This window comes from Leptospira wolffii serovar Khorat str. Khorat-H2 (assembly GCF_000306115.2).
Classification (GTDB): domain Bacteria; phylum Spirochaetota; class Leptospiria; order Leptospirales; family Leptospiraceae; genus Leptospira_B; species Leptospira_B wolffii.
This window is the reverse complement of sequence record NZ_AKWX02000007.1, coordinates 132084-152097: the sequence shown is the minus strand read 5'-3', so window position 1 is coordinate 152097 and position 20014 is coordinate 132084. Positions and strand designations below refer to the sequence as shown.

Below are 20014 nucleotides of genomic sequence, written 5' to 3'. Positions count from 1 at the left end.
AGACTCCTTTTTGGAGTTGAACCCTCGTTCGGGCGGATTAAGAGAGAAGAATCGCATGAAAAAAACGATCCTAGGGATTCTCCTATTTCTAGTTGTCGGCAACCTGAACGCGGACAGCGATCTAAAATACCTAATCAAATCCTTTAGCCTGGAAAAAATACGTAGAATTTTCCGTGAAAAGCATCCTTCCACCGAATCCGAAGTTTTCGCCCTGGTTCGCTTCCACGAAACCCATCCGGACGGGGATGAGAACTCCAGGACGAGATACCTGGTCTCTCTTTTAAAAGGCAAAATGGTCGCATCGGTCAGTCGAGATGATCTCAAGGAAATCGTTAAAAACCCTCTCCCCCCTTTGAACGCGATCACAAAGGTCGGTTATTGGAAATTATATGAGGAAATGGTAAAACGAAAGAGTCTCGGATCAGAGGACCTCATCGCCTACCTCAAAAAAATTCCTCCGGAATACGATCCGATCTACAGGAACACGATCGGAGAAATTTTAAGAATCCATTACGAGTCGGGAGAATTCAAGCAGGCCAAGGAGTATGCGGAAGCGTTTTCCGAAAAAGACCGCAAAGAATATTTCGGCGCCATGGCCTATTATAGATATGCGAAGGCTCTCTACAAATTCGGAGAAATTCCCAAGGCTGAGAATTTATTCTACTCCCTCATGGAAGATCCCAACGTTCCTTCCTATGTTAAAAAGGATATCTATACCGATCTCCATACCTGGAAGGGGGAATCCTTTTATAAAAATCTTTCCCTGGACAAAGGGGTTCTCTTTCTTTCCTTTTTAGGTACTGCGGATCGTAAATCCTATCTATCCGAGCATTCCTATTTCGGAGGCGCCTCTTTCGAGAAAGCGGAGTCTTGGAAGGCGGCCGCAAGAAACCTAGTCGCATTCTATCCGGAAAGGGTCCCCTCCCTTTTTTACAGGCATAGAAATTTTGCGGAGTATTTCTCCGATTTCACCGCCTCCATTTCCAGAGAGCTCTCCAATCAGAATCTAGGCCGCCTAGGTATAGATCTTTTGGAAAAATCAAATCTACCTTCTTCCGAAGAAATCGAATACGCTTATGCAAGAGCGTATAAAAGATTAGGGGATAAGGATAAATATTTCCATAAATTACTCTCTTCCCTCGAAAAGAATCCGTATAATCTGATCCGACAAGACGAGCTAATAGACTTACTCATAGGAGACCAGTCCCATTTCCTGGAGGAGAATTATTGGAAGGAAGCCCTGCAAAGGGTCCCGAATCTTCCTGTAAAGGGAAGATTGGTATACTGGTATCTCCGAAACCTAAAATCCAAGGGAAGACAATCGGATCTCGTAAATTGGCTCAAGTCCTATTACAAGTTCATTCCGGGTTCCTATTACACGAGAGTGATTCGCGAAGAATTCGCCTCCGAAATATCCTCCATTCCACAACCGGACAATCCTCTCAGAAACAAGGACTCCCTTTTCGAATACCTTTCCCTGACCTCGGGAGACCCCAAATATTCCGGAAAAATTCTGGATAGGGATCTGGAATTCGCCTATTTTCCCGACTCCTTCCAGCTCGATGTTCGCATAGATTCCGCTCATAGCCGAATTCGCGGAAATCATTTATTACAAAATGCTAAAGAATATCTGGAAATCGGAGAAATGGCCTTCGCAAACTCCTTGGTGGACAAATACGCTCTTTCCAACGGAACCTCCGAGGAGGAAAAAGACGAGATTCTCGCGGCCTTGGGAGAACTATCCGGCAATCAATATCTCACTGTCTTTCATACTCGCAGCCTTATGAAAAAAAGAAGAATCCCGGACGACGTGATCCTTCTCCCCTCCAAACTCGCGTCCAGAATCTATCCTCGCCCGCATAGGGATCTGGTTTCCCGTTACTCTCAGGCGTTCGGAATCGAGGAGGATATCGTTTACGCGGTCATGCGCCAGGAGTCCTTTTTCAAGGAGAATGCGGTCTCTTCTTCCAACGCTAGAGGGCTCATGCAGATTATGGGACCTACCGGAAAGGGGCTCGCCCAAGGATTGGGGCTCGGACCTTATTCCCTATTCGACCCGGAAATCTCCATCCAAATGGGTGCGAAATTCCTGAAATATCTTCTTTCCTCAAACGAAAACGATCTGAAATGGGCGTCGATCGCCTATAACGGAGGACCGGGAAATCTCAGAAAATGGAAACGAAACCATTATCACGGAGATTTTAACCATTTCTTGGAGGAACTTCCTCTCAAGGAACCCCGTGATTATTGCAGGATCGTAACGTCGAACTACTATAATTACCAAAGTCTCAGGCAGTATAAAAACCGCTGAGAAGATGCAAGGCCTCCTATTTTTTTGGATTGTCTAGATATTCAGATTCATAGGATAGTACTAAGCGAAACTTCCCGAACCCGAACGATCTTAGTCTTCGGGTCGAGAAAAGACCCGTCCTATAAATCTTTAAAATTCAACCTTTAGGAGAAGGAAATGGCAAACACCGCAATCTTAAAAATCGACGGTAAAGAATACGAACTCCCCATCATCGTCGGTTCCGAAAACGAAAAGGCCATCGACATTTCCAAACTCAGACAACAGACAGGATATATCACCCTCGACAACGGATATCTGAATACCGGAGCCTGCACGAGCGCGATTACCTTTCTAGACGGAGAGCTTGGAATCTTAAGATACCGTGGAATTCCGATCGAACAATTAGCCGAAAAAGCCACCTTCACCGAGGTCGCCTACCTTTTGATCTACGGTCATCTTCCTTCCGAGACCGAGCTCAAGGATTGGGACAAAGAACTGACCATGCATACCCTCATCCACGAGGATCTGAAACGTCTTTATAACGGATTCCCTAAAGACGGTCACCCCATGGCGATCATGTCCACCATGATCGGTTCCCTTTCCACTTATTACCAGGATTCTTACGATCCCGAAAATCCGGAACATAGACAGATTTCCTTGATTCGTCTATTGGCCAAATTCCCCACTATTGCGGCTTTCGCTTATAAGAAATCCCTGGGACAACCTACGATTCATCCGCTCAACCATCTGGATTATTGCGGCAACTTCCTGAACATGATGTTCTCCGTTCCTAGCGAAGATTATTATATCGACCCTGAAATCGTGAAGGCGCTCAACCTACTCTTGATCCTACATGCGGATCACGAACAAAACTGTTCCACCTCCACGGTTCGTCTGGTGGGTTCCTCTCTCGCGAACTTATACGGAGCGATCTCGGCAGGTATCTGCGCTCTTTGGGGGCCTCGTCACGGAGGAGCCAACCAAGAAGTATTGGAAATGCTTTTGGAAATCCAAGCTTCCGGTCTTCCTGTCAAAAAAATCGTGGAAAAGGCAAAAGACAAAAACGACGCTTTCCGTCTTTCCGGATTCGGACACAGGGTTTATAAGAATTTCGATCCTCGCGCTAAGATCATTAAGAAGGCTTGCGATGCGGTCCTTTCCAGACTAGGAGTCAAGGATCCTCTTCTCGATATCGCCAAAGAATTGGAAGAAGCCGCTCTCAAAGATCCTTACTTCGTGGAAAGAAAGCTGTATCCTAACGTGGACTTCTATAGCGGTATCATCTATCGTGCCTTAGGAATTCCGGTAAACATGTTCACCGTGATGTTCGCAATGGGACGTCTGCCGGGATGGATCGCTCAATGGAAAGAAATGATCGAATCGACCGATATGAAAATCGGAAGACCTCGTCAGATCTATACCGGAGCCACCGACACATCTTACGACGACGCCAAGAAAAAGTAACGTAACATTTCCGACCCGATCTCAGGTTGTTAATACCGGGATCGGGGTTCCTTTCCGTCGCAAACGCCCCGCTTACAAAAGCAAGATCTTACATGAAAAAAATCCTAGTATTCTTTGCACTATTGCTAAACGCGTGCATAACGCATTTTCCGCGTGAAAACACCTATCCGAACTCAGCCTCACCTACCGGTAAAAAAATAGCGCTTATAGCTTTTTATCCGATCCGAGAACATATCATTTATTCCGAGGCCAAGGGTTCCACTTTCTCGAGGGGGCTCGTCTATTCCTCCGATCTGAGTTCTTTATTTTCTTATGGGAAGAGAATCGACACCATCCCTTCTACAGGAACCGATACGTCTGTCCCTCCGGAGAATATTAAGAAATTTGTAGCTTCGTTCGGGATTTATAAGGATAGCGCCAAAACGGAATTGGAGAAAATTTTCGAGATACACAAGGGATCCAATGGCCAGGACGCTTATACCCTGAGACGTCGAAATGTGGATTATTATATTGTAGCCCAATTACCGACCCCGATCGAAGGCCACAAAATGCAAACATCCTCGGCTAAATTCGTTTCGATGCTTAAATTGCTCACTATGTTCCCTGCGGCTGCTACCCTTTCGACGATTCCGCTGTGGGAAGACGAATTCTATTTGAATCACTTCGTAGTTTATGACAATAAGCTAAATTTAGTGCGATTCTTTTCGGCAGACTATAAGGTTAATCGAATTTTTACCTGGTGGGGAGAGCGCAGTTATAATCTACCACCCAACTACGAAAAGATATATACCCCGGATGCAAACGATCTAGGTGCCGCTTTAGTGCCTACTTTAGAGGCCTACGAAAAAGGCCAGAAAACGAGCGGTCCAGATCCTCTCCAATTTCTAACCAGATAAACTAATAAGAGCTACTTCTCTGAAAAAACGGGACCGCTTCCGAAGATACCAACTCAATAAGACCTCCGAAGCGGTTCTGAAATCCGGCCATCCTTGGATTCTGACCGGCAATCTTTCCACAGCCGTCTCCGCTTTCCGAGATGGAGATTGGATGCGTCTCGTATCCGGAAAAAACGAGACTTTAGGCTTCGGAATTTTTTCCTCCTCCGGTCCGATAGGAATCAGAATCGTCCAAATCGGAGAATTCTTTTCCTTGGAAAGATTGGAAGAGACCGTCCGAAAAGCATTAGAACTTCGTAAACCGCTTAGATCCGAAACGAATGCGTATAGAATTCTTCACGGAGAAAACGATTTTCTTCCGGGAATCACCTTGGATCGCTACGGAGATACCTGGGTGGTGCAAACTTATTCCCGATCCTTGAAAGCCTTCTCCCGCTTGGTCCAGGGAATCGCATATAAAATCGCTCCTTCCGCGGGAGAGCCGGTCCCGAAACATATTCTTAGTCTTTCGCCGGAAAGAAGAGGCAAGGAGGAAGCGTCTCCCACCCGTTTTTTAAGAGGAAAAAGAGAACTCCCTTACTTCGAAAAAATACGGTTACTCGGTTTGGAATGGAAAACGAGACTCCCCGGACAGAAAGGAGGATTCTTCTTGGACGTTAGAAATCTAAGAAGGTATATTTTAGAAAATCCTAAATTATTTGAAAATCGGGAATGCCTGCACTTATTCTCCCATACCGGCCTGACTTCCGTTTGCCTGGAATATTCGAAAGCAAAATCGGTCACATCCGTGGATGGAGGTAAGGAAGCTCTGGAAGAATTCGCTTCCTTCTTATCGGAATCACCCGCCTCGTTCGATGAGAAGAATAAGATCCAAGTCTTAGGCAAACATCATCTGGTAAGAGCCGACCTATTCCGTGACTGGGAATTTTTAGAAAGCGGAAAATACGGGTGTATAGTTTTGGATCCTCCCAATCTGGCCCCGAATCAAGCGTCCCTCCCTTCCGCGAAAAAGGCCTATCGAAGCCTGATTTCGAAAGCCTTGGAGCATTTGGAACCGGGAGGAGATCTTATTCTTCTCTCCTGCTCCGGAAGAATCCGAGAGTCCGAATTTGAAAAGATTGGCCGAGAAACCCTAAGGGCCCAAGGATGGAATTTAGGAGAATGGAAGCGTTTGGATCCGGAACCGGACCATCCCGTCAGAAAGGAATTCCCGGAAGGAAAATACTTTAAAGTCCATATCTACCATAATATAAGGAAAATAGAAAGTCCTGCAAAATAATCTCCTCGGAGATTGATATCGGACGGAAACATCCGAGCTTCGGCGCTTAGAATGAACTCAACCAAAAATACATACCAACTCATCGACTCCGGAAATTTCAAAAAATTGGAACAGGTCGGTCCCTATAAAATCGTCCGCCCTTCTCCTGTAGCCGCCTGGCCTCCCACCCAAGCTTCCTTATGGAAGGATCCCGACGGAGAATACCATCGCAGCGATAAAGGCGGTGGAAATTGGAGTTGGAAAGGACCGTCTAGACCCGATCCGGAAGACGAGTTTCTCATCCAAGTGGCGTCTCTCACTGTCAAGATCCGTTTCACTCCTTTCGGGCACCTGGGTATTTTCGCGGAGCAATTAGCTAACTGGGAGAGAATCAGAAACGTATCCTCCCAATTAGCCGGACAAGGAGAAGTGTTGAATCTTTTCGCATATTCCGGACTTTCCACCTTATCCGTATTAGCCGGAGGAATGGATGCCTGTCATTTGGACGCTTCCAAAGGAATGGTAGAATGGGCCAGAGAGAACGCGCAAGTTTCCGGGCTCGCCGACAAAAAAGTTCGCTGGATCGTGGAAGACGTATTAAAATTCCTGAATCGTGAGATTCGAAGAAACAAACGTTATGCGGGATTTATTCTGGATCCTCCCACATTCGGGCGGGGAGCCAGCGGAGAAGTCTTTAAAATAGAAAAAGACCTCCCGGAAATGATGGATCTACTCATGAAGCTATGCGATTCCAAACCAGAATTCGTATTTCTCACCTGCCATTCGGCGGGCTTCAGCCCTCTCGCACTCCGAAGAATTTTGGAAGGAAGGATCAAGACGTCCGGAAAATATCTGACGGAAGAATTGACGATCCCCGAGTCTTCCGGGAGAATTCATCCCGCAGGTTCCAACTGTATTTTTTATTCCGATAGGTTACAACTTTGAAGAACGAGATTCTGGAAATTACCAGTTTTTCCAACGAGAAGCTGAAGTATATCTCCGGCCTAAAGGAAAAGAAGAACCGGGAGAAATCCGGAAACTTCTTCATAGAAGGCTACCGCGAAATTTCAAGAGCCAAGGCCTCGGATAGAATTCGATTCGAATTCGTTCTTACTTCCCCCGACTGCTATCTGGGGGAAAACGAGGACGAACTCGTCAGATCCTTAAACGCAAAAATCATCCGGGTTCCTAAATCGATTTTCGAAAAAATCTCTTACAGGGATCGACCGGACGGCCTTATTGCAACCGCTAAATTTCCCGACTTTCAGGTACCTGTCAATCTGAAGCTGAACGGAGCTCCCCTTCTCGTGATAGAAGGAGTCGAGAAACCCGGAAATCTTGGTACCATCCTCCGCACCGCCGAAGGAGCGGGCTTTCATAACGTATTCGTCGCAGACCCTAGATTGGATCTGCTGAACCCTAACGTTATACGCTCTTCCACCGGAACCTTATTCACATTGAACGTTTACCAGGGAGAAATTCAGGAATTATATCCTCTATTCAAGAACCAAGGATACAGAACGGTAGCGGTGACTCCCGAAGCTAAATCCTTGTATTGGGACGGAAACCTAAAGGGAAAGACCGCCTTAGTGTTCGGAAGCGAGCAGTACGGCCTTAGCCATTTCGTCCGAACCCAAAGCGACGAATACGTTTCCTTGCCTATGAAAGGGGTCGCGGACAGCCTGAATCTGGCGATGTCCGCCGGTATCCTAATGTACGAAGTCCTCAGACAAAATCGTTAAGAAATGTCCCGGGTAAATCTGCTCTTTTATATCAGCGGCCACGGATTCGGGCATGTAAGTCGGTCCATGGAAACCGTCTCCCGCATTCTTGCAAAAAAAGAGGATTGGTCGGCGACTATCGTTTCGGAACGCGCCGAAGAATTTACCCGTACCTTGGATCCGAATTCCGTCTGGGGAAAGATCAAAGATCGGGTTAAATTTAGAAAAGGTTCTCCCGATGTGGGAATCGTGCAAAAGGATTCCCTGGGAATGGATTTGGAAGCCACAGCTCTATCCATCAAGACCTTTCGAAACAACAGGGATCGATTCTTGGAAACGGAAAAAGAGGAAATCCGAAAGAACCTACCGAATCTTTTATTCTCCGATTCCGGGTCCTTACCCTTCGTCCTTTCGGATCGATTCAAGATCCCTTCTTTCTTCTTGGGGAGCTTCACTTGGGATTTTATCTATTCTCATTATGAAAACGATATATTCCAAACCTTCGAAACGGAGATGAAAAAGGAATATTCTCTTTGCGATTTCGGTTTCATTCTTCCTCTCTCCTGCCCGGTCACATCGATTCCGAATACGAAGGATATCGGTCTCATAGGAAGAAGACCGAATCTTTCCAAAGACGAGGCTCGCCGTTATTTCGGAATGGAAGACGGAGTAGAATACTATCTATTCTCCTTCGGGGCCTACGGTATCGATTCTTCCGGATTCGATTGGAAATCCTGGAATCCTCAAGGAAAGAGAATCGTAGTCGGAGGTCTGGAATGGAAAGTTCCTTCGGAATATTCTTTAGGAATCCTGAATGTAGGCAACTGCCATTATCCGGACCTACTCCGGGCCTGTGATTATGTCTTAACAAAGCCGGGATACGGGATCCTAAGCGAAGCCTATTACGCTGGAACTCCTATTCTTTACACAGACAGAGGAAATTTCCCCGAATACGAATATCTTGTAGGAGAATTGAGGAGTAAATTCAGATCTTGTTATCTTTCCCAAGATGAGTTATACGCATTTAAATGGGAGAAAGCGTCGAGAACCGCTCTAGATAAACTTCCCCAAACGGACGATCGTTTATCTAGGGATGGGGTTATGGATATCCTGACAAGACTGGAGTCTATTTTCTCCTAAAGCCGTTGCGGATACCGAAAGGATTCCGCCTAACCGTCGTTTTCTTCTTCCTACATCCGGATTTTACTTTCCAGATCCTTGAAAATCCTGTATTTTCTTCGAGTTCGATCGTTGGATCTCGGGAGGAATGTATGAGGGATAAGATTCGCGATAAGGTGGAAAGCTTATTCGAGAAAGCTGGAGTCAGCTTCGGAGGAAACTCCGATTGGGATATCCAAGTAAAAGACGATAGACTATACGGTAAGATTCTCAGCGACGGCTCTTTAGGTTTAGGCGAAGCCTATATGGACGGATGGTTCGAGTGCGAACATTTCGACGAGACAGTGTATAGACTGCTCGGAAACGGTATACAAAACGCCGCGAGAGTATGGGGCAATATTTCTCTTTACCTGCAGGCTTTGATTCTAAATCGACAATCCAAAAAAAGGGCCTTCGTAGTGGGAGAAAAGCATTACGATTTAGGCAACGATCTATTCGAAATCATGTTGGACAAAGAAATGATCTATTCCTGTGCTTATTGGAAGGAAGCCGAAGACCTGGATACAGCTCAGGAAAAAAAATTGGATCTCATATGCAGAAAGCTGAAATTGCAGCCAGGCATGAGAATATTGGACATAGGTTGCGGTTGGGGCGGTTTAGCAAGATACGCAGTCAAAAATTACGGTGCGGAAGTGACCGGCATCAGCGTATCTAAGGAACAATTGGAACTCGCTCGGGAAAAATCCAAGGGCTTGAATATAGAATATCGCTTTTCCGATTACAGAGACGTGAACGAACGATTCGACGCAGTCGTCTCGGTCGGACAAATGGAGCATGTCGGGTATAAGAATTACAAAACCTATATGAACATCATCGATCGATGTATCGAAGGAAAAGGTCTGGTCCTAATCCATACGATAGGCTCGAACGAATCCAGTACCTTTACGGACCCTTGGATCGAAAAATACATATTTCCGAATTCTCATCTGCCTTCCGCAGCACAGATCACCAAGTCCGCGGAGAGTCTTTTCGTTTTGGAGGACTTACATAATTTCGGTCCCGATTACGATAAGACCTTAATGGCTTGGTATAGGAATTTCGAGGCGGGTTGGGAGAATATCCAGAAAAAATATGGAGAAAGATTCCATCGAATGTGGAAATTCTATCTGCTCAGTTGCGCAGGTGCTTTTCGTTCGCGTAAAATCCAGCTATGGCAATTCGTATTTTCCAAGGGAGGAAAAGAAGAAGTTTACGAAGCGGTGCGTTAGAAACTCTTAAAAAATAAGTTCCCACCTCTCCTCCGTTAAGCCTGCTTTCCATTGCCGATTCGGCTTGGACTCAACAAGCACGAAGCCGCTCCGTTTGTATAAATTCCGAGCGGCGGGCAAATTGCTTAATGTCCAGAGAGATATCTTTGAGAATCGTTTACGACCGTATTCGATCGCTTTATCCAATAATTTACGTCCGATTCCTAGATTTCTATGGCTCGGTTCCGTATAAAACCAGCGTAGCTGAGAATTCCTATCCCCCGAATCTACGATCGCAACGGCTCCGATTATCTTTCCTTCGGACTCGGCCACCCAGACCTTACCGTGGCCGGAATCACTTTTTAAATAATCCGCCATCCCGAGTATTACGTATTCTTCAAAAGAAGAATTGAATCCGTATTCTCTCTCATAAAGAACCGCATGCCTATACACGATAAATCCTAGATCACCCGGCTTTCTTTCTCGGACGAGGAATTTCTTCTCTCTCCGTTCCAAAGTTCTTCGAATGCTCGACATTGACGAAAGTAACTCCGTTCCTTCCTCCGGGGAGAAGTTCTCTATAAGCCCGCCCACTCTCTTATTGGAGGCGATATTCAATTCTTTAAAGACGCGATTTCCTTTGGGACTCAATTTTAAATTCAGAATCCGAGTGTCCTGGGAATTCTTGCTTCTAACTATGAATCCTTTTTTCTCGAACTGATGCAGTATCCTACTCAAATACCCTTTATCTATATTCAATAACTTCGCTAAATCGCTAGCAGTGATTCCCGAAGAATTTCCTATCTCGAATAATAATCTGGCCTCCGTAATAGAGTAGTCACTATCGAGAAACTTCTTATCCAAAAGACCGAGAACGTTCGTATAATAACGGTTGAACTCGCGGATTCCGTTTATGTAGACCTGTTTGGATTTTTCGGACATGCCAAAATATTACACTATTTAGTTGACTTAGGCAACTAAATAAGACCGGCAAATCTCGGCAAAATAGAAATTTACCCTTTTGTGAACCAACTGCTGATTTGTTCCGTTCGGATATTCGTTTGGTATTCCAGAAACATATCCTTCCACCAAGGATGGGTGCCGTCCAAATCCGCCTCCCAGAACCAATTATGCAGATCGATCAGACTTCTCTTATCCCAGAGAAGTCTTAACAACTCCTTTCGATCCAAGGACTGCGGACCGTTTTCTTTCCAAGAATCGATTAGTCCGTCCATATACTTGATCCTGGCTTGGGATTCCTTCTTTCTAGCTCTCAAACGAGAAGTATGAAATCTGTGTAATAAAGGATCCGCGATGGATAGAAAAATTCCTTTCCCCTCTCCCATATCTCCCAAAAACGCGGAGTATTCTTTCTCCAGGACCTCGGTATCCGTTAGTATCGGATTACGCATCGTTTCTTCCGGAACCAGAAGGAGCCCCGCCTTCTTCCAAATATTTCCTTGCTCCGAAGAAGCGGTCCATATCGACCAAAAATAGGAAAGCAACCATCCCAAGGTGATAGGAAGAAGCCAATAGAATAAAACGGGATAATATACGAATAACCAAACGGAGATACCGGTACCGTAAAACGCCTGAGGCAAAAGCGCTCTCGCAGCACTCATCCTATCGATTCCGCTCTCGGCGTCACGATTCTGCGCTCCCCATTCTATTTTACGATTCCAGAATGTCATCCATAGAAACCGGCTGTACTGCACCATATACGCCGGAGCCAAAATTACGGACTGGAAGAATTCGGCCAGGAAGGATAGAGTATACCTAAAGAACCCGATACCGCTTTCCTTCCTCCTAAACAACAGACCATCAAAAAAAGATAATATTCTGGGAAGAAAGAGTATCAGAATGGTGTAGATTTGGAGGCCGTAGAATATAGGAAGGTAAAGACCTTCCTGAAACTTGGCCCATTCTTCCGGAACGGATGCTAATCTGAAATAATCCGTATCCGCCATCACGGTAAAACTTGTGGCAAGAAGCATCAGCGCCCACAAAGGAGAACTGGCGTAGGATAATATTCCGAGAAGAATATGGATGCGGCTGGAGATCCTAAGTCCTCCTACGAATAAGAACCAGAAATGCTGTAGATTTCCCTGGCACCAACGATTGTCCCTCTTCAGGCTTTCCAGTAGATTGGGGGGACATTCCTCGTAGGAACCTTCCAGATCGTAGGCGAACCATACCGTATAACCCGCCTTACGGATTAAGGCGGCCTCTATGGTATCGTGGGAAAGAATTTTTCCTCCTATGGCTCCTTCTCCCGGCAAACCGGGTAGACCGCAATGTTCCATAAACGGTTGCAATCTCACGATCGCGTTATGCCCCCAGAAAGGTCCGGAGAATACCTGCCAATAATAAGATCCCGCGCCGAAAATGGGATTTCCCATCCAGGTTCCGAATTGTGCCAATCTCTGGAATAGGCTCTTTCCTCTCACGAGCCTGGGAACGGTTTGTATGATCCCCGCGTTAGGCACCGCTTCCATAAGTTTGATCAGATTCAGCATACATTCTCCGGTCAAAAGACTGTCGGCGTCCAGAACGATCATGTATCTGTATCTTCTTCCCCATCTCCTACAGAAATCGGCGATATTGCCCGATTTCTTGTTCAGATTGATCCTACGTTTTCTATAATATACCCTTCCCTTGGTTTCCGGTTTTGTGGATAGTCTGGAAAAAGCTTTTTCCTCCTGCACCCATATATCCGGATCGGTTGTATCCGAAAGAAGGAAGAAGTCCAAATTCTTTCCTAGTCCCACGGAATCCGCCGATTTCATCATGGCTTCCAAGCCGGCGGAAACGCGGGCTACGTCCTCGCAGTGGATCGGAACGACGACTGCAGTAGGAGGAAGATTCTTCGGCTCCGTCTCCTGCTCTCTTATCAACCTGGAAATCCTCGTGGGATCTCCTCCTCTTATTCTTTGCGCGACTCCGAATATGGCCGTCGTGGCGCCGAAGGCCAATAAAGGAAATAGTAGGGAGAATAGCAATAGAGTCGCCCACTCCAGGGGAGAGATCCCATTTATGAGTAAAAAACGATATTCTAAATAAATTCCGAACAGGGAAATCAGTCCCAAGAGACCTACGAAACCGAGTCTTCGGTAAGTGAACTTGCGAGAATCGAAGGCTTCTTTCAGTATCGCCTCGGAACCGGGCAAGGTAGGAGAAAATGCGTCGGATCTCACGAGAAATACCAGACCGCCAAAGAAATATATACGGAAGCCCAGAACAGTGCCGTGAGGATTAGAGCTACAGGCTCCGGCTTCTCCGCGGAAGGAGAGGCCAAATCCGCGAGAGGTCCGAAATCGATGGGACGCGGAACCATGGAACCGGGCTCCATAGGAGGAAGATTCGTCTCCCAATCCTTGGATAATTTCGCGCCGGCCTCACGTTTAAAAACCTCGAATAAAGGTTCTTCCGATTTTTCCGCCTTATCGAAAACGCCGGACAATACATTATTAATTTCTAAACTACTGGAGACGCCCATTCCTCGCAGATAGATTTCCAGCCGATCCCATTCTTTGGAGATATCCTCCCCTTTGGGAGACGGGGATTCGGGACTTTCCTCGATCTTCTTTTTAGTTCGGCTCAAGTGTGAAATTCCAGGTTTCGGAAATGATCTCTTGGTTCCGGTTCAGGGCCGCCCTAAGCTCCGAGGGGCGGTAGCGATTTTTTAGATACACTCCGAAGGTCAATCTCCAAACCCCGGATTCCTCTATCTTCTGAACGGAGTATTCGGAAAGCTCCGCGTTTTCTCCAGTCTCTATCCTAGCCTGAATATAAGCGAAGGGATCCAAGGAGCTTAAGGAGGAACTCTTAAAATCCACGTAGAACATCTTTAGGTCCGGATCTCCCTGTGCGTCCCCGATACGAGTTGCGACCACCTTCGCTATGGAATCAGGAAGGGGATCGGCGTCCGGCCAACGAACCGTATAAGAAAATTCGAATGGAGTTCCGGGCTGGGGTAATGGATCCGGAACCCAGAAGGCTCCCATATTATCGTCGGAGTCTCGGACTGTCGGGTTCTCCAATAATTGGACGCTTCCTTTTCCCCAGGACGTTTCGGGTTCCACCCAGGCACTCGGGCGAAGCTGGTATTTCATTTCTATATCTTGGTAATTATGAAAGTCTCGATCCCTTTGTATCAGCCCGAAGCCCTTTGGATTTTCGTCCGGGAAAGAATATACCGTGCTTTTCTTAGGATTATCCAAGGGCCTCCATACCCATTCCCCTTTTCCCGTATGGATCAAAAGCCCGTCGGAGTCGTGAGATTCCGGATATGCCTGGCCTTTCGGAATCCCTCGAGTTTCGCTGTACCAGTACATGCTAGTCAAAGGAGCGAGTCCCAGGCGATCCACCTTGGTTCTCAGGGTCACTTCCGCGCTTACTCTTACCGCGGAAACCTTCCCGGGAGTGATCTGGAATTCGTAAGCGCCGGTAGCGGTCCTACCGTCTAACAACGCATAAACGGTAATGGAAGAATCCGTCTTATCCGGCTTTACCACATAGAATTCCCTAAATGCTGGAAAATCCTCGGGATACGGCATGCCCGTATTGACCGCGATTCCCCTGGCGGAAAGACCGTACCATTGTTTCTTGGAAATGATCCTATAATAGCTCGCACCCTGGAACACCGCGAATTCGTCCGTATGCTCCTGAGTGTTAATGGGAAAATGAACCTTAAAACCGGAATATCCCAGGTCGGGAGGCAACTCTCCCACACCCTTCAGTTTGGAGAGATCGAATGCGTTAGGATCGTAAACGATCTCCCTGGCGTAATCCCCCCTGACTTCATACACTCGTACGTTGGTATTGTAGAGATGCCCGGGATGTAGGAACTGTAGCTGGAAAGGATTTCCTTCCTTCTTCCAGATGGATTTCTCCGCTCGAAAGGAAATATTCTTGTACTGGTTCCAGGGAAGGCCTTTCAGAAAATCCGTCGTGGAAAGTTTGGGAGGAGAATAACGCTGCTTGGAAAGATTTCTGGCTTTGACTTTTAGATCGTTGAAGGAGAATTTAAAAGTAGGAGGAGGTACACGCCCGTCCTTTTCCCCTTCCATGACGCTTAAGAAGGGAGAAGAGGAGAAATCGGTTTCCTCCCTATCTCTCCTTTGCTGTCTATCGGCCACCGCGAATAATAAGGCGGTCGCCACAAATGCCAAAACGATATGAACTCGTAACACAGGTTCTTCCTTTCCTCGAGGCGCCCACGTCCGAAGAGGCGAAGGCTTAGTGAGACCCATTTCGAATCGAAATGGTTCCTCCGATCTAGATTCGAAAAGACCGGAGAACAAGCGTTAGGACCAATATACCGGCTAAAAAGAAAGAGGGCAAGGTGTTTTGCACTCCGAATCCTCGGAATACCAACCCTTGCCCCTGGATCTGTTACGCAGAGTCGCGAAAGCGGCTTATTTAGGAGTCACCTTCACGAAATACTTCTTGGAATCGTCCCAATTCTTAAGTAGTTCTTCGGACAATTCGGACCCGGTCAGTTTCGTGTGCTCGTTGATCAAAGACTTTATGATATCGTAATCTTCGTTTTCAAGATCCACGATTTTCACGTATTCCTTGTTGATCAGAGGCTCCAGCTCCCAATCCTTTTGGAAGAAGTAAGCCTTTCCTCCGGTCATACCGGCACCCATATTCTTTCCTACGCTGCCCAGACATACGATGGTTCCGCTAGTCATGTATTCCAAGAAGTGGTCTCCCGCTCCTCCGACTACCGCGTCTGCTCCGGAGTTTCTGACCCCGAATCTCTCTCCCGCTCTGCCAGAGCTGAAAAGTTTTCCGGAAGTAGCTCCGTAGAGACAGGTGTTTCCGATGATCACGTTTTCGTACGCTTTCAGTTTAGAACGGCGATGTTTGCGGATCACGATGGTTCCTCCGCAGAGTCCTTTGCCCACGTAGTCGTTCGCGTCTCCGTGCAGAGTGATTTGCACTCCTTTTACAAGCCAAGCTCCTAAGGACTGTCCAGCGGTTCCTTCCAAAATGATTTCCAGTTTTCCCGGAAGTCCTTTGGATCCGTATTTACGCGCGATGATACCGGAGACTTTCGCTCCCACGGTTCTGTTCGTATTCTTAACGGAATAAGAAAGAGACATGGAGGTCTTTCCTTCCAATGCAGGCTCCGCATCTTTCAAGATACGATCGTCCAGAACTTCTCCGACGGATTCTCTTCTTACGAATCTGTCTTTCTTCTTTTTAGGATCGTAGAGAAGAGGAAGACGAACCAGAATCGGGTTCAAATCCAAGGAATCCAAACGGTCTTGCTCATAACGAGTGATCTGTTTCAGAAGATCGGTTCTTCCGATAATTTCGTCCATGGAACGGAATCCCAACTTAGCCAGATACTCCCTGACTTCCATTGCAAGAAGAGTCATTAGTGTAGCGACCTGGTCCGGAGAGCCTTTGTATTTGGCTCGGAACTTAGGATCCTGGGTTGCGATTCCCGTAGGACAATTGTTCAAATGGCACTTTCTCGCCATGATACAACCTAATGCCACGAGAGAAGCGGTTCCGATTCCGTATTCTTCGGCGCCTAAGCAGGCAGCGATGATTACGTCCCTACCGGAAACGATTCCTCCGTCGGTTCTAAGAACCACGCGGTCGCGGAGTCCGTTCATTACTAATACTTGATGCGTTTCGGAGAGTCCAAGTTCCCAAGGAGATCCTGCGTGCTTGATGGAAGTAAGAGACGCCGCTCCCGTTCCACCCACGTGCCCGGAAATCAGAATCACGTCCGCATTCGCTTTCGCGACACCTGCGGCGATGGTTCCCACTCCCGCCTCGGAGACCAGTTTTACGGAGACCTGAGCGGTGTGGTTCACTTGCTTCAAGTCATAGATCAACTGTGACAGGTCCTCGATCGAATAAATATCGTGGTGAGGAGGTGGAGAAATCAAATCGATTCCCTGAGGGGTATGGCGATTCGTCGAGATCTCCTCGTTATTCTTCTTACCCGGAAGCTGTCCGCCTTCTCCCGGTTTCGCACCTTGCGCGATCTTGATCTCCAATTCTTTCGCGGAGTTCAGATATTCGGAAGTCACGCCGAATCTTCCGGACGCCACCTGCTTGATGGAGGAATTCGCAAGATCTCCTTTCTCGTCCACTACGTAGCGAGATGGATTCTCCCCACCTTCTCCGGAGGAGGACTTGGATCCTAAGCGGTTCATCGCGATGGCAAGATCCGTATGCGCCTCGATGGAAAGAGCTCCATGGCTCATACCGGGGGTGAGGAAACGTTTCTGGATTTCGGAAACGGTTTCCACTTCTTCGATAGGAACCGGAGAACGTTCTACGAAATCGAAAAGATCTCGGATATTGATCGGATCGCTTTCTTCCATCAATTTGGAAGCTTCTAAGAATGCTTCGTAGTCGTTATCCACCGCGGCTTTACGGATGAATTTCACGACTTTCGGAGACCATCTATGAGGTTGGTCGTCCTTCTCGGAGACGAAATCCTCAGGATTGATCTCCTTATTGAATGCGGAGTCGTGGTTTCGAAGAATATTCTGCTCGATACCGCCGATACCGATCCCCGAAATCCTGGAATATGTTCCCGGGAAGTATTTGGAGATCAGAGTTCTAGAGAGTCCGATTGCCTCGAATACCTGTCCGCCCACGTAGGAAGACATGATGGAAATTCCCATCTTGGACATGATCTTCAGAAGTCCGTCGTCCACTCCCGCGCGGTAATTGGTGGAAAGAGTTGCGAACGAAGGACGAGTTCCGTCTTCCGAATCGAAGTCTCCCTTCTGCCAAAGATCGTGAAGAGTGTCCCAGATCAGATAACTGTTGACTCCGGAAGCTCCGTAACCGAGTAACACGGCCACATTATGAATTTCGAATGCGGATCCGGTCTCGACCAGGATACTAGTGGCCGCACGTTTTTTATTGCGGATCAAATGGTTATGAACCGCAGCCACAGCCAATTCCATAGGAATCGGAGCTCTTTCCTTATTCAGTTTCTTGTCGGAGAGGATAAGAATATTCACTCCGGACTCTGCAGCTTTGATCGCATCCGCGAGAAGTTGATCCAACGCGCGTTCCAGATAATTTCTGGCTGCGCCTTCCTCGTGGTGAGCCTCGAAAGTGGCGTCCAAAGTCAGGATCTTGTACTGTTTTCCGTCCTTTTCCCGGATCCTTTGTAGTCCCAAATTGGTCAGGTAAGGATGGGATAGAACTAGACAGTTCTGTGGCTTCTCGTCCGCGAATAGATTGGTCTTTTTAACCAAACGGGTATAAAGCGATGTAACCCCCTTCTCTCTCAAATAGTCGATAGGAGGGTTGGTTACTTGCGCGAATCTCTGACGGAAATAAGTGTATAATCCGATCCTAGAAAGCATCAGGATGGAGAGAGGAGTATCGTCCCCCATGGAACCGATCGCTTCCTTACCGGCAAGAGCCTGAGGCTTGATGACCGCCTTTTGTTTGTAAGGAGAATATGCGAATAGAATCTGCCTTCTTCTCAGCTCGTCTCCCGAATACGTGACAGTATTCACGATAGACTCGTCGATGGTTTGGTCCAGATATTCCACATTCTCTTTGGACCATTCTCTATAATCGTATTTTTTCTCGAAGAGACCGTTGATATCCTCGTTGAAATATACTTTTCCTTCTTTCAGGTTGATCGCGAGCATATCGCCCGGACCGAGACGTCCTTTCTTAGTGATTACTTCCTCGTCCACATGCACGAGTCCGGTCTCTGATCCCATAATCACGAGTCCGTCTTCGGTGGTCACATAGCGAGCCGGACGAAGTCCGTTTCTGTCCAAACTACCGCCGACCCAATCGCCTTCCGCGAATGCAAGAGCTGCAGGACCGTCCCATGGCTCGGTCAGAGTGTTATTGTACTCATAAAAAGACTTAAGAGCTTCCGACATCTGGACGTTCTTACTCCAAGCGTTCGGAATGAGCATCGCCTTAGCGTGTAGCACGTCCTTTCCGGAACGTACCAGCGCCTCCATAGCGTTGTCCAAACTTGCGGAGTCGGAAAGATGAGGGCGAATAATCGGGTGGATTTCTTTTTGGAATTCTCCCCATTTTTCGCAGGCGAGTTCCTCTTCTCTCGCGAGCATCCAAATTCTGTTCCCTACGATCGTATTGATCTCTCCGTTATGCGCAAGGATACGGAAAGGCTGTGCCAACGCCCAGCTAGGGAATGTGTTCGTGGAATATCTCTGATGGAAGATACAATAGGGAGAAACCATCTCCTCGCTTTTCAGATCCTCGTAAAATTGAGAGACCTGATTTCCGTTAAATAGTCCTTTGAAGACGATTCTTTCGGAGGAGAAGGAACAAATATAGAAGTCCTCGCTCATAGAAAGTTTGAGAGCGTCTCTCATGACTTTCTTTTGGATGAGGAATAATTTGGTTTCGAATTCGTCGTTGGACATTCCCTCCGGCTTTCCGATCAACACCTGTTCGATCTGAGGACGGGAAGAGTTCGCCTTAGGTCCGAGAACCTCAGGATTTACGGGAACGTATCTCCAAGCGTAAAGCTTGAAGTTGAATTGCATGAGTGCGGATTCGATGAGGCTGCGACAAACGTCCTGTTTGTCTATGTCCTCTCTAGGTAGGAAGACCATCCCTACTCCGATGGAATCCTCTTCGGGGCGTCTGTGCCCCATTTCTTCGATGTACTTCGCAAACAGTCTCTTGGGGATACGGATCATGATCCCGGCTCCGTCGCCGGTTTGCATATCTGCGTCGACTGCCCCACGGTGGGTCAGGCTTGCGACCGCTTTCAGACCCTTGGATACGATACGATGGCTGGACTCGCCCTTGAAAGAAGCGACGAAGCCTACACCGCAGTTATCGCGCTCGAAGGACTTCTCATAGAGACCGTTCTCCTCCAAGTACTTTTGGATCCGCAACTGTTCGTCGAGTTTTAACATCCGCTAAGGTTCCTCTTTAGGGTTGGTTTGAGTCGGGACACGGCGAGCTAGGTCCACGAGAGGGGAATGCCCCACCCTGTTGCACGGTTTGGCTGGATTTTTGTGCGGCGTGTC

General features: G+C 47.3%; 13 protein-coding genes. 8 read left to right on the top strand and 5 right to left on the bottom strand.

All coding sequences use genetic code 11. From position 1 onward, the window contains the following. The first annotated feature begins 55 nt into the window (after positions 1–55). The 8 genes from LEP1GSC061_RS04945 to cfa all read left to right on the top strand — a co-directional run bounded on the left by LEP1GSC061_RS04945 (position 56) and on the right by cfa (position 10016). Positions 56–2311: a lytic transglycosylase domain-containing protein gene (locus tag LEP1GSC061_RS04945; protein ID WP_040508181.1), complete on the top strand. Its 2256-nt coding sequence runs from the start codon at positions 56–58 to the stop codon at positions 2309–2311. A 156-nt stretch (positions 2312–2467) separates the two neighbouring features. Next, entirely contained in the window at positions 2468–3754 is a 1287-nt protein-coding gene (locus tag LEP1GSC061_RS04940) for a citrate synthase (protein WP_016544902.1), read from the top strand. Positions 3755–3846: 92 nt separating this feature from the next. Further along, positions 3847–4650 (top strand): Lp29 family lipoprotein, encoded by an 804-nt coding sequence (locus tag LEP1GSC061_RS04935; protein WP_040508071.1) that lies wholly within the window; start codon positions 3847–3849, stop codon positions 4648–4650. Between the two features lie 4 nt (positions 4651–4654). After that, positions 4655–5929 (top strand): class I SAM-dependent rRNA methyltransferase, encoded by a 1275-nt coding sequence (locus tag LEP1GSC061_RS04930; RefSeq protein ID WP_332248697.1) that lies wholly within the window; start codon positions 4655–4657, stop codon positions 5927–5929. 51 nt (positions 5930–5980) lie between these two features. Next, positions 5981–6853, top strand: coding sequence for a class I SAM-dependent methyltransferase (locus LEP1GSC061_RS04925; protein WP_016544386.1), 873 nt, complete (start codon positions 5981–5983; stop codon positions 6851–6853). Then, positions 6850–7650 (top strand): TrmH family RNA methyltransferase, encoded by an 801-nt coding sequence (locus LEP1GSC061_RS04920; RefSeq protein ID WP_016544551.1) that lies wholly within the window; start codon positions 6850–6852, stop codon positions 7648–7650. The genes LEP1GSC061_RS04925 and LEP1GSC061_RS04920 overlap by 4 nt, the downstream gene beginning before the upstream one ends. Positions 7651–7653: 3 nt before the next feature. Then, the gene (locus tag LEP1GSC061_RS04915; RefSeq protein WP_016544456.1) at positions 7654–8769 is read left to right on the top strand and encodes a glycosyltransferase family protein; all 1116 of its coding nucleotides are present in this window, start codon (positions 7654–7656) and stop codon (positions 8767–8769) included. 131 nt (positions 8770–8900) lie between these two features. Beyond that, complete coding sequence (cfa, locus tag LEP1GSC061_RS04910; protein ID WP_040508180.1) at positions 8901–10016, top strand: cyclopropane fatty acyl phospholipid synthase; 1116 nt, start codon at positions 8901–8903, stop codon at positions 10014–10016. Between the two features lie 6 nt (positions 10017–10022). Here cfa and LEP1GSC061_RS04905 read toward each other — a convergent pair whose 3' ends face one another. The 5 genes from LEP1GSC061_RS04905 to gltB form a co-directional block, all read right to left on the bottom strand. Further along, on the bottom strand, positions 10023–10937 hold the full coding sequence (locus tag LEP1GSC061_RS04905) for a bifunctional helix-turn-helix transcriptional regulator/GNAT family N-acetyltransferase (protein WP_016544521.1): 915 nt from the start codon (positions 10935–10937) through the stop codon (positions 10023–10025). Between the two features lie 71 nt (positions 10938–11008). After that, positions 11009–13189: a glucans biosynthesis glucosyltransferase MdoH gene (gene mdoH, locus LEP1GSC061_RS04900; RefSeq protein WP_016544607.1), complete on the bottom strand. Its 2181-nt coding sequence runs from the start codon at positions 13187–13189 to the stop codon at positions 11009–11011. Then, complete coding sequence (locus LEP1GSC061_RS04895; protein WP_016544252.1) at positions 13186–13596, bottom strand: hypothetical protein; 411 nt, start codon at positions 13594–13596, stop codon at positions 13186–13188. Before LEP1GSC061_RS04895 ends, mdoH begins: the two co-directional genes overlap by 4 nt. Continuing rightward, positions 13583–15187 carry an OpgD/OpgG family glucan biosynthesis protein gene (locus LEP1GSC061_RS04890; RefSeq protein ID WP_040508179.1) on the bottom strand — a complete coding sequence of 535 codons (1605 nt, stop codon included), beginning with the start codon at positions 15185–15187 and terminating at the stop codon, positions 13583–13585. Before LEP1GSC061_RS04890 ends, LEP1GSC061_RS04895 begins: the two co-directional genes overlap by 14 nt. Positions 15188–15412: 225 nt before the next feature. Then, positions 15413–19900 (bottom strand): glutamate synthase large subunit, encoded by a 4488-nt coding sequence (gltB, locus tag LEP1GSC061_RS04885; RefSeq protein WP_016544453.1) that lies wholly within the window; start codon positions 19898–19900, stop codon positions 15413–15415. Positions 19901–20014 lie beyond the last annotated feature (114 nt).